At 67.2% G+C, this 13689-nt stretch carries 10 protein-coding genes and 3 pseudogenes; 7 read left to right on the top strand and 6 right to left on the bottom strand.

Translation table 11 applies throughout. From position 1 onward, the window contains the following. Positions 1-21: 21 nt before the first annotated feature. Complete coding sequence (locus tag RF650_RS00760) at positions 22-840, bottom strand: purine-nucleoside phosphorylase (protein ID WP_085106998.1); 819 nt, start codon at positions 838-840, stop codon at positions 22-24. A 363-nt stretch (positions 841-1203) separates the two neighbouring features. Here RF650_RS00760 and RF650_RS00755 point away from each other — a divergent pair, with 363 nt between their 5' ends. After that, complete coding sequence (locus RF650_RS00755) at positions 1204-2640, top strand: NAD(P)H-quinone dehydrogenase (RefSeq protein WP_082943397.1); 1437 nt, start codon at positions 1204-1206, stop codon at positions 2638-2640. Between the two features lie 126 nt (positions 2641-2766). Here RF650_RS00755 and RF650_RS00750 read toward each other — a convergent pair whose 3' ends face one another. The 3 genes from RF650_RS00750 to RF650_RS00740 all read right to left on the bottom strand — a co-directional run bounded on the left by RF650_RS00750 (position 2767) and on the right by RF650_RS00740 (position 6967). Continuing rightward, a complete protein-coding gene (locus RF650_RS00750; protein ID WP_368813838.1) occupies positions 2767-4173 on the bottom strand; it encodes an MFS transporter in 1407 nt (468 codons plus the stop codon). Positions 4174-4418: 245 nt separating this feature from the next. Further along, positions 4419-6224: a biotin carboxylase N-terminal domain-containing protein gene (locus RF650_RS00745; protein ID WP_368813837.1), complete on the bottom strand. Its 1806-nt coding sequence runs from the start codon at positions 6222-6224 to the stop codon at positions 4419-4421. A gap of 104 nt (positions 6225-6328) precedes the next feature. Continuing rightward, a complete protein-coding gene (locus tag RF650_RS00740; protein ID WP_098053336.1) occupies positions 6329-6967 on the bottom strand; it encodes a nucleoside triphosphate pyrophosphatase in 639 nt (212 codons plus the stop codon). Positions 6968-7121: 154 nt separating this feature from the next. Here RF650_RS00740 and RF650_RS00735 point away from each other — a divergent pair, with 154 nt between their 5' ends. The 6 genes and pseudogenes from RF650_RS00735 to RF650_RS00710 all read left to right on the top strand — a co-directional run. Continuing rightward, positions 7122-7814 carry a hypothetical protein gene (locus RF650_RS00735; RefSeq protein WP_368813836.1) on the top strand — a complete coding sequence of 231 codons (693 nt, stop codon included), beginning with the start codon at positions 7122-7124 and terminating at the stop codon, positions 7812-7814. Positions 7815-7953: 139 nt separating this feature from the next. After that, a pseudogene (locus RF650_RS00730) lies at positions 7954-8377 on the top strand (integrase core domain-containing protein); the annotation flags it as partial. Positions 8378-8497: 120 nt separating this feature from the next. After that, positions 8498-9361: an SDR family oxidoreductase gene (locus tag RF650_RS00725; RefSeq protein ID WP_368813893.1), complete on the top strand. Its 864-nt coding sequence runs from the start codon at positions 8498-8500 to the stop codon at positions 9359-9361. Between the two features lie 394 nt (positions 9362-9755). Continuing rightward, positions 9756-10533, top strand: a pseudogene (locus tag RF650_RS00720) (DDE-type integrase/transposase/recombinase). Positions 10534-10683: 150 nt separating this feature from the next. Continuing rightward, on the top strand, positions 10684-11127 hold the full coding sequence (locus RF650_RS00715) for a nuclear transport factor 2 family protein (protein ID WP_368813835.1): 444 nt from the start codon (positions 10684-10686) through the stop codon (positions 11125-11127). Between the two features lie 30 nt (positions 11128-11157). After that, a pseudogene (locus tag RF650_RS00710) lies at positions 11158-11546 on the top strand (integrase core domain-containing protein); the annotation flags it as partial. Here RF650_RS00710 and RF650_RS00705 read toward each other — a convergent pair. Beyond that, positions 11537-12007, bottom strand: a complete 471-nt coding sequence (locus RF650_RS00705; protein ID WP_368813834.1) for a DUF779 domain-containing protein — start codon at positions 12005-12007, stop codon at positions 11537-11539. The pseudogene RF650_RS00710 and the gene RF650_RS00705 sit on opposite strands and share 10 nt — an antisense overlap. Before the next feature lie 27 nt (positions 12008-12034). Continuing rightward, complete coding sequence (locus RF650_RS00700; RefSeq protein WP_368813833.1) at positions 12035-13558, bottom strand: aldehyde dehydrogenase family protein; 1524 nt, start codon at positions 13556-13558, stop codon at positions 12035-12037. Between the last annotated feature and the right edge of the window lie 131 nt (positions 13559-13689).

Here is a 13689-nt window from a genome sequence, read left to right as displayed (position 1 = left end):
CACCCGAACCGGCGCGCGTTCTCACAACTTCGCGACGACGTCCGCGAGCAGCCGGGAGATCCGGGGACCGGCGGCCTGGCCGGCCTCGAGCACTTCCTCGTGGGACAGGGGCTCGTCGCTGATCCCCGCCGCGAGATTGGTCACGAGAGACATCCCCAGCACCTCGAGGCCGGCGTGGCGCGCGGCAATCGCCTCGAGCGCCGTGGACATGCCCACGAGGTCCGCCCCGAGCACCTTGGCCATCCGAACCTCCGCCGGTGTCTCGTAGTGCGGTCCGGTGAACTGGGCGTAAACGCCCTCGTCGAGTCCGGGGTCCACCTGGTGGGCGATGTCCCGCATCCGCCGAGAATAAAGGTCGGTGAGGTCCACGAAGGTGGCGCCCTCGAGCGGGGAATGGGCGGTGAGGTTGATGTGATCGCGGATCAACACGGGGGTCCCGGGCGCCCATGCGGGGTTCAGTCCGCCGCATCCGTTCGTCAGGATCATGATCTCGGCTCCGGCCGCGGCGGCCGTGCGCACGCCGTGGGCCACGGCCCGCACACCCTTGCCCTCGTAGAAGTGGGTGCGCGCCCCGATCACCAGGGCGTGGTCCCCGTTCGTGAGCCGGATGGAACGCAGGGTGCCGCCGTGGCCCTGCAGGGCGGGGGCGGAGAAGCCGGGGATCTCGGTCGCGGGGATCTCGTGTTCGGTCTCACCGATGAGGTCCGCGGCACCGCCCCACCCGGAGCCCAGGGTCAGGGCGATCCGGTGCCTCTGCACGCCGGTGCGCTCACGCAGGACGTCCGCGGCGCGGCGGGCGAGGTCGAAGGGATCCGTGCAAGCCGTTGCGTTCTCAGTCACGGTCACCACTCTAAGCCGCGATCCACCGCTCGGACGTGAAAGGCCCGGGCAAGGGTCCTGCGGGCAAGGGGTCGTCCTCAACGATCGGCGGGAGGTGCACTCCGCATCACGTGGCTATTGAGCGGAGGGGCCGGATCGGACGCGCGCGGGCGCTGCCGGCGGACTGAGGCCGTGAGAACCACCCCGACGACCAGGACGACGACGGGGACGACGAAAAGGACGAAGCCCAGAACGACAACGAGAGCGACGGTGGACATGTCTCCTCCTACGACGTGTGTTCGCTGACTCGGCCACTCGTAACCGGCCCACGGAAGACCCGGATCACCATCATGGGCGGTAGCACCCGTGGTAAATGCTGCAACAATGGGGACCGTGAGTGTGCAGACTGAATTTGCGAATCCGAAGCTCGTGATCATCGGCGGCGGCCCCGGTGGTTACGAGGCCGCACTGGTCGCCGCGTCCCTCGGTGCGGAGGTCACCGTGATCGAGGAGCAGGGCATGGGCGGTTCCGCCGTGCTCACGGACGTGGTCCCCTCCAAGACCCTGATCGCGTCCGCGGACACCATGAACCGGTTCGCGGACGCCAAGGACCTGGGCGTGCACGTGGGGGACGGTCAGGACGCGAGCGAGGAGTTGAACAACCTCCGCGTGGACCTGGACACCGTCAACGTGCGCCTGCTGCGCCTCGCCGCCACGCAATCCCGTGACATCAAGCGCGGCCTGGAGCGCGTGGGCGTGCGCGTGGTGCAGGGCCGCGGCCGCCTGGCCGATCAGCACACCGTGGTGGTCAGCCCCTCCGACGACGACGCCGAGTACGAACTCCACGCGAACGTCGTCCTGCTCGCCGTGGGCTCGCACCCCCGGGAGATGGACACCGCCAAGCCTGACGGCGAGCGGATCTTCAACTGGAAGCAGATCTACCAGCTCACCGAGATCCCCGAGAAGCTGATCGTGGTGGGTTCGGGTGTCACCGGCGCCGAGTTCGCCTCCGCGTACAACGGCCTGGGCTCGGAGGTCACCCTGATCTCGTCCCGCGAGCAGGTGCTGCCCGGTTCGGACACCGATGCCGCCCAGGTGCTCGAGAACGTCTTCGAGCGCCGCGGTCTGCGCGTGCTGTCCCGCTCCCGCGCCGACTCCGTGGAGAACACCGGGGACGGCGTGCGCGTGACGCTCTCTGACGGGCGCAAGGTGCGCGGTTCGCACTGCCTGCTGGCCGTGGGCTCAATCCCGAACACCGCGGACATGGGTCTCGAGGAGGCCGGGGTCGCCATGGACGAGCGCGGTCACATCAAGGTGGACTCGGTCTCCCGCACGTCGGTCAGCGGGATCTACGCCGCCGGTGACTGCACGGGCGTGCTGCCCCTGGCCTCCGTGGCCGCGATGCAGGGCCGGATCGCCGTGGCCCACATCCTGGGTGACACCGTGCACCCGCTGCACACGGACGAGGTCGCGTCCAACATCTTCACGTCCCCGGAGATCGCTTCCGTGGGCATTTCCCAGTCGGACGTCGAGGCGGATCCCGCGATGTTCACCGGCATGACCATGAAGCTGTCCACCAACCCGCGCGCCAAGATGATGGCCGTGGACGACGGTTTCGTGAAGATCTTCGCCCGCCGCGGCAGCGGGACGGTCATGGGCGGCGTGGTCGTGGGACCGCGCGCCTCCGAGCTGATCTTCCCGATCGCGCTCGCGGTGACCCACCGCCTGGGCGTGGACGACCTCTCCGACACGTTCGCGGTCTACCCGTCCCTGTCCGGCACGATCGCGGAGGCCGCGCGCCGCTTGCATGTCCACCGCTGACTGCCCCGCTCGGGCGAGCACCGCTCGTTCCGGCCGGGCACGGTTCGCACCCCGGGTACGACGACGCCGCGGTGACCTTCCGTACGGAAGGTCACCGCGGCGTCGTCGTCCGTGGAAGCGGAAGGCCTACTTGGCGGCCTTGGTGCGCACGGTGTACATGTTCACGTGCCGGGTCTCGGGGGAGAACCACAGCGCGATGAGCGTGATGACGGCGGCGAAGGACAGGTACAGGCCCACCGCGCCCACGCCGAAGCGCGCGTTGAGCAGCACCGCGATGTAGGGGGTGATCGCCGCACCCAGGATGGACGCGACGTTGTACGCAATGCCCGAACCGGTGTAGCGCACGTTCGTGGGGAACAGTTCGGGCAGGATCGCGGACATGGAACCGAACGTCAGGCCCATGAGGGTCATGCCGACCGTGAGGAAGACCAGCACGCGCAGCAGGGACGCATCCGCGCCCGTGCCCACGAGGTCGGGGTTCATGATCAGGGCGAAGCTCAGGCCGAACAGCAGGATGAGGCTCGTGATCACGAGCTGCGAGGAGCGGCGGCCGTAGCGGTCCGCGAGCCAGCCCGAGACGGGGACCATGGCGGCGAACAGCAGCACGGCGAGCAACTGCAGGATCAGGAACGTGCGGTACTCGATGCCCAGGCCACCGGTCTCCGGCTTGCCGATCCCGTAGGACAGCACCCACGCGGTCATCAGGTAGAACAGAACGTACGTGGCGAGCATGATGAACGTGCCCTGGATGATCTGCACCCACGACGTCTTGAAGACCTCGGCCACGGGGGCCTTGACCTTCTCACCCTGCTGTTCCGCGCGCTGGAACACCGGGGTCTCCTCGAGCTTGATCCGCACCCACAGGCCCAGCAGGACCATGACCACGGACGCGAGGAACGGAATCCGCCAGCCCCACACCAGGAACGGGTGGCCCGTGCCCAGGTGGAGACCCGCCGTGCCGAACTGCATGACCACGGTCAGCAGCAGGAAGAAGCCGTTGGCCAGGATGAACCCGAACGGCGCGCCGAGTTGCGGCCACATCGCGGCGCGGGCCCGTTTGCCCTCCTCCGCGTACTCGGTCGCGAGCAGGGAGGCACCGGACCATTCGCCGCCCAGTCCCAGGCCCTGACAGAAGCGCAGGATCGTGAGGATCAGGGGAGCCCAGATGCCGATCTGGTAGAACGTGGGCAGCAGGCCGATCAGGAACGTGGCGATACCCATGGTCAGCAGTGCGCCGATCAGGGTGGCCTTACGCCCGATCCGGTCCCCGTAATGACCGAAGATCACGGAGCCGATGGGCCGGCCGAAGAAGGCGGCGGCGAACGTGGCCATGGAGGCCAGCAGCTTGGCGGTGTCGTTCTCGCCCGTGAAGAACAGGGCGGGGAACACGGCCACCGCAGCGGTCGCGTATACGTAAAAGTCGTAGAACTCGATCGTGGTTCCCGCGAGGGACGCCAGGATCACGCGGCTGCGGGGCACACGTGATTGCTCCGCGGGGGATCCCGGATCCACGGTGGACACGGTGGAAGACATGAAGAACCTCACAGGGACTCAGGGGCGAAATGCCTTCAAGATAAGACCGGCCATACCGCATGGTGAATTCTGGCGTCCACATTCCGAGATGGAACCTCGACGTTGCTCAGTTCGTGTGCTGGGCCGGTCTCGTCGTCGAGCGGGTGCGTAGCGGCCCCGGTCCTGTTCCGAACCGGGGCCGCTACGACGGATTGGTGGGGGCTCCGGAGCGATGCCCCGGCCCCGTAAGGCGATGCGCCGGGACGTCAGCCCGTGATGGAGGCCAGCACGGTGCCGGCGGAGACGGTGTCCCCCTCGGACAGGTCCAGGTCCTTGATCACACCGGACTTGTGGGCGGTGAGCGGCTGCTCCATCTTCATGGCTTCGAGCACCACGATCAGGTCCCCCTCGGAGACCTCGTCCCCGTTGGCCACGGCGATCTTCACGATCGTGCCCTGCATGGGTGAGGAGAGGGAATCCCCCGAGGCTCCGCGGGCCGCCGTGCCGCGTCCGCTGCGCTGCTTGCGTGCCTTGGGCTGGGCTGCGGCCGGGCGGGCCGCACCTCCCAGCTGCGGCATGGTCACCTCGAGGCGCTTACCGCCCACCTCCACGACGACGCTCTGCCGTTCGGGTTCGTCCGCCGAGGGTTCGGGTGCCACGGTGAAGGGTTCGATCCGGTTGTCGAACTCCGTCTCGATCCACCGGGTGTGCACGGTGAAGGGGGTGTCGTCCGGGGTTGCGAACGCGGGATCGCTCACCACGGCCCGGTGAAACGGGACGACAGTGGGCATGCCCTCGATCGTCAGTTCCTGCAGGGCCCGGCGGGACCGTTCGAGGGCCTGCGTGCGGGTCGCACCGGTCACCACGAGCTTGGCGAGCATCGAGTCGAAGTTCCCGCCCACGGTCTCGCCGGCCTCCACGCCGGAGTCCACGCGCACGCCCGGCCCGGAGGGCACGGTGAACGTGGTGAGCGTGCCGGGGGAGGGCATGAAGTTGCGGCCGGCGTCCTCGCCGTTGATCCGGAACTCGAAGCTGTGCCCGCGGATCTCGGGGTCGTCGTAGCCGAGGGCCTCACCGCGGGCGATGCGGAACTGCTCCCGCACCAGGTCCAGTCCCGAGACCTCCTCCGACACGGGGTGCTCCACTTGTAGGCGCGTATTGACCTCCAGGAAGGAGATCGTCCCGTCCTGGCCCACGAGGAACTCGCACGTCCCCGCGCCCTGGTACTGGGCTTCCTTGAGGATGGCCTTGGAGGACTCGTAGAGCCGCTCGATCTGCTCGTCCGACAGGAACGGCGCGGGTGCCTCCTCCACGAGCTTCTGATTGCGCCGCTGCAGCGAGCAGTCGCGCGTGGACACCACGACGACGCTGCCGAACTGGTCCGCGAGGCACTGGGTCTCCACGTGGCGGGGTGCGTCCAGGAACCGTTCCACGAAGCACTCACCGCGGCCGAAGGCGGCGGTAGCCTCGCGCACGGCCGATTCGTAGAGCTCGGGGATCGCGTCGCGCTCACGCACCACCTTGATGCCGCGGCCGCCACCACCGAAGGCGGCCTTGATCGCGATCGGCAGGCCGTGTTCGTCCGCGAAGTCCAGGACCTCCTGGGCCGAGGACACCGGGTCGGCGGTGCCGGGGACCTGCGGCGCCTCGACCTTCTCCGCGATGTGGCGGGCCGCGACCTTGTCACCGAGCTGGGCTATCGCCGCCGGGGGAGGGCCGATCCATGTGAGTCCCGCCGCGATCACCGCGGAGGCGAATTCCGCGTTCTCGGACAGGAACCCGTAACCGGGGTGGACGGAGTCCGCACCGGCGCGTCGAGCGGCGTCGAGGATCTTGTCGATCCGCAGGTAGGAGTCCGCGGCGGTCGTCCCGCCCAGTGAGTACGCCTCGTCCGCCATGCGCACGTGCAGCGCATCCCGGTCCGGGTCCGCGTAGACGGCCACGGAGGCGATGCCCTCGTCGCGCGCGGCGCGGATCACGCGCACCGCGATCTCCCCTCGGTTGGCCACGAGGACCTTGGTGACGGGGCGGGTTGCGGTGGCGGCCTCTTGCTGCCGCGAGGTGGTTGTCACGTGATAGCTCCTTGTCGACTCTCTGCCGAAAGGTTAGTGCCCCGCGCCGGGGAACGCCTAAGCGCGGGGGCACCGCGGTGCGGTAACTGTGGAAGATCTACAAATCATTGCGCCCCGCCCTGTGCTGCGGCACCCCACCACGAGGACGCCCGGATCCCTACCCCGGCGAGCAGGGTGCGCAGGGTGGACAGGCTCAGCCCGATCACGGCGTTCGGATCCCCGTTCACCCGTTCGATGAACTGGGATCCCCGCCCGTCCAGGGTGAAGGAGCCTGCGACCTGGAGGGGCTCACCCGTGGCCACGTAGTCCTCGATCTCCGCGCGTGTCATGGTGGCGAAGTGCACGTCCGCGGAACAGACCAGGCCGTTGCCGGAAGCCTCGCCCGTGCGCGCATCCACGAGCCAGTGGCCCGTGTGCAGCGTGCCCGTGCGCCCGCTCATGGCGCTGATGCGCTCGATCGCGACGTCCGGCTCGTACGGCTTGCCGTAGGGGACGCCGTCGAGCTCGAACACGGAGTCGCAACCCAGTACGAGCCGCCCCTCCGCTTCCGGAAGCGCTGCGACGGCCTCCGCCTTGGCCCGTGCCAGTAGCAATGCGGTCTCTGCGGGGGTCTCGGGAGCTTCCGCGGCCACGAGGGCGTCCTCGTCCACGTGGGAGACGACGGCGCGGTACGGGATGTGCGCGCGCTCCAACAGGGATGCGCGCGCCGGTGATTGCGAGGCCAGGACGAGAGCGGGGTGCACGCCCCTCACTCTACGGCGGATCGGGTGAGGGGACGCCGGTCCGGTGAGGAGGGGTGTGCTCGCGGGAGGGCCGCGATCATACAAATAGGGACAACCTCAAGCATCTGGATGTACCCTGTTACGTCGGCCGCGCGCGGAGAGGGAGGTGGCCCGGATGGTCGAGATCGTGCGTCGTGGTGCGCGCATCCCACGGGACCTCCCCGGCGTCACCGGGTCCCGACCAGCGACAGCGTCCCAGGCCTCGAATGGGCCCGTGCTGTCCCTCGGGGCCGGGCTGGCGAACGGGCCGTCCATAGGAGCCGGGCTCCCGCACGGGCCGTGGCTCTCGGACGGCATCGGCCTTACGAACGCCACCGGGACACCACCGGCGCGGCCTTCGCGATGGCTGTCCCGCCACCTGACGTCGATACTGCTGGACGCCCTGGCCGTGACCCTGGCCCTGATCCTTGCCAACCAGGTGGTGGCTCGAGGCGCGGTGATCGCCCTGCCGGGCGACGCCGGACTCACGTACCCGCAACTGTCCGTTCCACTGGGAACGGGGTGGCTCGCGGCGCTCGCCACATGCCGACGGGTCGTGCGGCTGCCCCGTGGTTATTGGCGCACCGAGTGCCGCTGCATCGCTCGTGCCGCGTTCATCGTGCTCGGTGCGGTGTGCATGGCGGCCGTGGTCCTACCGCTCGACATCGACCGCCCGTTCACGGCCGTGACGTTCGCCGCGGGGCTGCTCCTGCAGCTCGTGAGCCGGTGGCTCATCCGGCGCGCCGCCCTCCGCCGACGGGACGACCGCGCGCGAACGGCGGGTCCGCACCTGGGATCCGAGGCGCGGAGCGCCGCCGTTCACGAGTGACGCGGGCCCGATGAAGGTGCTTCCTAGGTGTTGTGGGGGATGGGGTTGTTGGGACGGGTGTGGTGGTGAGATGAGGAGCGGGCTGCTCGTCGCGGGATGGAAGTTCCTACACCACCCACCCGTACGAGAGAGCCCGTTCATGACCCACGCTAATGCACCCCTGACCCCGACCGGCCCTCTGCGGATGGTGCACCGTCATCTTTACGATGGTGTGCCCCAGGCTCACGTGGCTGCAAAGTTCCGGGTTTCCCGGCCGGCCTACACCGAGGCCCTCGAGGATGAGAAAGCAGCCACCGGCAACGGTGCCAACTACGCAGGCGTTGAGCTTCACCCGCACCGTGGAAGTACTGGCCAGCAGGCACTGGCGGATCCGCCCCTACACGCCACGGCACAACTGTAAAGCCGAACGCTATAACCGGTTACTGGTCGATGAGGTGCTTTACGCCCGCCCCTACGCCAGCGGGCAGGCCCGCCGGGAGGCGATCGGGGTGGGGGTGAACCACTTCAACTACCATCGGCCCCACACCGCCTGCGCCAACCAGCCCCCGGCCTCACGCACCCCCGGATGCAGAATCACTAACTTTCATATCAGTACCTTACTGCGACGTGCGTACCCTCTTTTCGGAAGTAATCGAAAGGTGGGGCGGTTATACCTTCCGTCGAGGACCCCATGGAAGGACATCATGAGCATCGTTATCACCGGAGCTACCGGCCAGCTTGGCCGCCAGGTCGTGGAAACACTGCTGGAGCGCAACGTCCCGCCGCAGGAGATTGTGGCCGCAGGGCGTGCAGTTGACAAGATCGCGGATCTGGCACAGCGCGGTGTCCACGTGAGGAAGCTGGACTATACCGACGCGGCCTCGGTAGGAAAGGCCTTGAAGGGGGCCAGCAAAGTCCTCCTGATCTCAGGTTCCGAGGTGGGCCAGCGGGTGGAGCAGCACCGTACCGTGATCGAGGCCGCTCAGCGCGAGGGTATCCAGCTGGTCGCCTACACAAGCATCGCCAACGCAGACGGCAGTGAGATGAAGCTGGCCGTCGAACACCAAGCCACCGAGACCCTCCTGGAGCAGTCCGGCGTTCCTTTCGTCCTGTTGCGCAACAGCTGGTATCTGGAGAACTACACCGACCAATTGCCGGGCGTGCTCGCTCAGGGTGCCCTCGTCGGCAGTGCCGGCAATGGTCGGTTGAGCGCCGCCTCCCGCGCAGATTATGCCCAGGCGGCCGCCGCGGTGCTGCTGGCCGACGACCAGGCCGGCAGGATCTATGAGCTCGGCGGTGACGAGCCGTTCACCATGGCCGAGCTTGCGGCAGAGATCAGCGCCGCGGCCGGCCAGCACATCTCCTACCAGGACCTGCCGCCGCGCGAATACGCCGCAATGCTCGTCAGGGTCGGAGTGCCCGAGGGGGGCGCGGAAATCCTCGCAGATTCTGATCTGGGAATAGCCCGCGGAGACCTCCTAGTGAACTCTGGAGACCTGAGCAGGCTTATCGGACGCCCGGCCACGTCCATGGCTGAGGCTGTTCGTTCGGCTGTCGCCGCAATCTAACCTCTCGGTAGAACCTGCATGAGTGGGTAGTTCTGTTTGTCCACCCTTCCAACCGGACAACCAGAACTACCCGCCGACCCCGCCCCTGCCGGCAAACCCCACACTGACGTCCGATGGTGACGTCTGCCGAGGGGTGTCCAGATTCTTCTATGTCGGTCAAGAGCCATTCACGCCCGGGGTCGTAGCGTTGAGGGTTCGATAGACGTGACGGGCTAGGTAGTGTTTGATGCAGCGGCGGATCTCTCGATCGTTCCTTCCTTCCGCTCGGCGGTTGGTGACGTATAGCCACGTCTGGGCGTCGTAGGTCACCTTAGTGGTCGAGACCGGGCGTGGGGAACGAGTAGGTGATGACTGATCGTTAGCGTTGAGAGGCGCTGGCGGGGAGGATGTCATCATGCCCGGTACTCATCCCGGAGAGTTCCGGGAGGACGTTATCGCGGTCGCTCGCCGTCGTGAGAGCGGAGTCACCATCACATAGATTGCTACCGACTTCGGTATCAGCGAAGCGACCCTGCAGAACTGGCTCCGTCAGGTCGACTGTGATGAAGGAAGTCGGCCTGGTCAGACTGCGTCGGACGCGGGGGATGCTCGGGAGCTGAAGAAGTGGATCCGCCTCCTGGGGCAGGACAACGAGGTGCTCAGCAGGGCTGCGGCGTATTTGGCGCAAGCGAATCTGCGCCTCGGCGGCTGCCCACGCTGACATACCCGCTCGTTGCCGAGCTCGCCAGCGCGGGAAGGGGAAGACAACGGGCCCGCCGGTGTTCGAGGACCACCTCCAGCAGGTCTTCCGCGCCGACGAGCCGGACCGGCTCTGACTGAGGGATATCACGGGGCATTGGGCGAAGGAAGGCACGCTCTACTGGTGCGCGATCAAAGACGTGTTCTCCAACCGCGTCGTCGGATACTCGATCTCGAAGCGGATGACCGCGAAACTCGCCGCTGACGCGGTCCGCGACGCACTCGCCCGCCGAGGCGACGTCGCCGGGTGCATCCTGCACGCCGACACAGGGAGCCAATTCCGTGGTCGCGCGATGGCCCGGCAGCTGCGCCTGGCCATCGTGGTCTGGATCGAGCGGAAGTATCACCGTCAACGAGCCCAGGACAGACTCGGCGGGTTGACGCCCATCGAGTTCGAAGCCAAACTAACCAAGCCGCTCACACTCGCGGCCTAAACCGAAACCGTCACTGGCTCGTTCCCCACTCCCAACGACACGCTCTCTTACACCTGGTACAAGAAGGCATCGAGTACCACCCGGCGCCACCCACGTGGCCAACGCCCGCAAACCACTGACACATCCGCTCCCAGGTCAAGGAGCCATCACGTGACCCGAACCCGTAACCCCATCCCACCGTTCACCGCCGAAACCGCCGCTCGCAAGGTACAGGCCGCCGAAGACGCCTGGAATACTCGCGACCCCGAGACGGTCGCCCAGGCCTACCGCGTCGATACCGTGTGGCGAAACCGTGACCAGACGATCACCGGCCGGGACCAGGTGATAGCCTTCCTCACCGCCAAGTGGGATCGGGAACTCGACTATCAACTCCGCAAGAACCTGTGGGCGTTCACCGACGATCAGATCGCCGTGCGATTCCAGTACGAGTGGCACGACCATGACGGCCGGTGGTGGCGCTCCTACGGCAATGAGCTGTGGCGTTTCGACGCACAGGGCTACATGACCCATCGCGAGGCCAGCATCAACGACCGTCCCATCGGTCAGGATGAGCGACGCGTCACCCCAGGTCACGGCGAACTTCCCACTTGGTGAGCCTGTCGCCCAGCGATTGAATGCCCCGCCGAGATCCACGACGACGACATTGCCCTCACCGCCACTGCCGTCCTCGTCCGGGCCGTCGAGTGGTTCAACCAGCGTGGTGTCACCGTCGAGAGGTGCTGTCCGACAACGGCGGCGCCTACCGCTCACACTTGTGGCGACACACCTGCATCGACCTCGGCATCCGGCACAAGCGCACGAGGCCGTATCGGCCACAGACCAACGGGAAGATCGAGCGGTTCCACCTCACCCTGGCCGACGGCTGGGGCTACGCCCGCTGCTATACGAGCGAGGCCGAGCGCCGCGGGAAACTCGAGGGCTGGCTGCACTACGACAACCACCACCGCCCCCACGCAGCCTGCGGGAACCAGCCACCCTTCTCACGATTGACCAACCTCTCCGATCAGTACACCTCGATCCCACACAGTTCGCTGCGAGTGAGGAAGCGCCAGCCCGTGGGGGCCTCGAGGGAGAAGCCCCCACCGCGGCCGGGAACGGCGTCGATTACTAACCGCGTGTGCCGCCAGTACTCGAACTGCTCGGCGGAGATCCAGAACTCCAGGCCCCCGAGATCCTCGCCGGCCGGGGACGGCAACCGGGCTGTCCCCAGCAGGACATCGGCCCCGCCCGTGCGGAACTCACCGGCGGGGAAGCACATGGGCGAGGAACCGTCACAGCATCCCCCGGACTGGTGGAACATGAGGGGTCCATGTTGCTCCCACAGTTCCTGCAACAGGGCCACCGCGGGCCGGGTGAAACCGACCCGTGAGGTGGTCTCACCGGGTACCGCCGCGATGGTCTCGAGCACCACGGGATGTTCGGGATCCGCGGTGTCCGTCGGGAGCGGTTCTGCCGGTGATGAAGGGGTGCTCATGACGGTTCCTCGCCTTCCGGTCACGGTCTAGAAGAAGCCCTGCGCGTTCTCGGTGTAGCTCACGAGCATGTTCTTGGTCTGCTGGTAGTGGTCGAGCATCATGAGGTGGTTCTCCCTGCCGATGCCCGAGGACTTGTAGCCGCCGAACGCGGAGTGCGCGGGGTAGTTGTGGTACTGGTTCACCCACACGCGGCCGGACTGGATGGCCCTGCCGGCGCGGTAGGCGGTGTTACCGCTACGAGCCCACACACCGGCGCCCAGACCGTAGAGGGTGTCGTTGGCGATCGAGATAGCGTCGTCGTACGAGCCGAACTTCGCCACCGAGAGCACCGGACCGAAGATCTCCTCCTGGAAGATGCGCATGTCGTTGGTGCCCTCGAACACGGTGGGCTGCACGTAGTAGCCGCCAGCGAGGTCGCCCTCGAGCTCCGCGCGCTCGCCGCCGATGAGAACCTTCGCTCCCTCCTTCTTGCCGATGTCCAGGTAGGACAGGATCTTCTCGAGCTGGTCCGTGGAGGCCTGCGCGCCGATCATGGTGTCGGTGTCGAGCGGGTTGCCGGCGGTGATGCGAGAGACGCGGTCGACCCCGTCCGCGAGGAACTGGTCGTACATCGATTCCTGGATCAGCGCGCGCGACGGGCACGTGCAGATCTCACCCTGGTTCAGAGCGAAGAACGCGAAGCCTTCCAGGGCCTTGTCGTAGAAGCCGTCCTTCTGCTGGGCGACGTCCTCGAAGAAGATGTTGGGTGACTTGCCCCCGAGTTCCAGGGTCACCGGGATGATGTTCTCGGACGCGTACTGCATGATGAGTCGGCCCGTGGTGGTCTCACCGGTGAACGCGATCTTGCGAATGCGCTTGTTGGACGCGAGCGGCTTGCCGCACTCCACGCCGAAGCCGTTGACGATGTTGACCACGCCGTCCGGGATCAGGTCTTGGATCAGCTCCATGAGCACCAGGATGGACGCCGGGGTCTGCTCGGCGGGCTTGAGCACCACGCAGTTGCCGGCGGCGAGCGCCGGGGCGAGCTTCCACACGGCCATGAGGATGGGGAAGTTCCAGGGGATGATCTGGCCGACGACGCCGAGGGGCTCGTGGAAGTGGTACGCCACGGTGTCCTCGTCCAGCTGGGACAGCCGCCCTTCCTGCGCGCGGATCGCACCGGCGAAGTAGCGGAAGTGGTCGATGGCCAGAGGGATGTCCGCGTTGAGCGTCTCGCGCACGGGCTTGCCGTTGTCCCAGGTTTCTGCGACCGCGATCACCTCGAGGTTCTCCTCCATGCGGTCCGCGATCCTGTTGAGCATGAGCGCTCGCTGCGCGGGCGTGGAGGCGTTCCACGACGGCGCTGCGGCCCACGCGGCGTCGAGTGCGGCCTCGATGTCTTCGGCCGTTCCCCGGCCGACCTCGGTGAACGCCTTGCCCGTGACGGGGGTGACGTCCTCGAAGTACTGCCCGTTGGCCGGGGGCACCCACGCGCCGCCGATGAAGTGTTCGTAACGGGATTTGAAGCTGACGACGGATCCGTCCGTGCCGGGCTGGGTGTACACGCTCATGGCGACCATCCTGTTGTCCGAAAGTGAGGTGTACCACACTATAGCCAGGCCCCCGACATCACGACAGGCACCCGCATGCCCCCTTATGCGTACACAATGTGCACACGCAACGGGGCGGCCCGGGAGAACCC

Source organism: Kocuria sp. CPCC 205297 (assembly GCF_040981035.1).
Lineage (GTDB): Bacteria > Actinomycetota > Actinomycetes > Actinomycetales > Micrococcaceae > Kocuria > Kocuria marina.
Note: the sequence above shows the minus strand (reverse complement) of the source record. Positions and strands in the feature narration are given on the sequence as shown.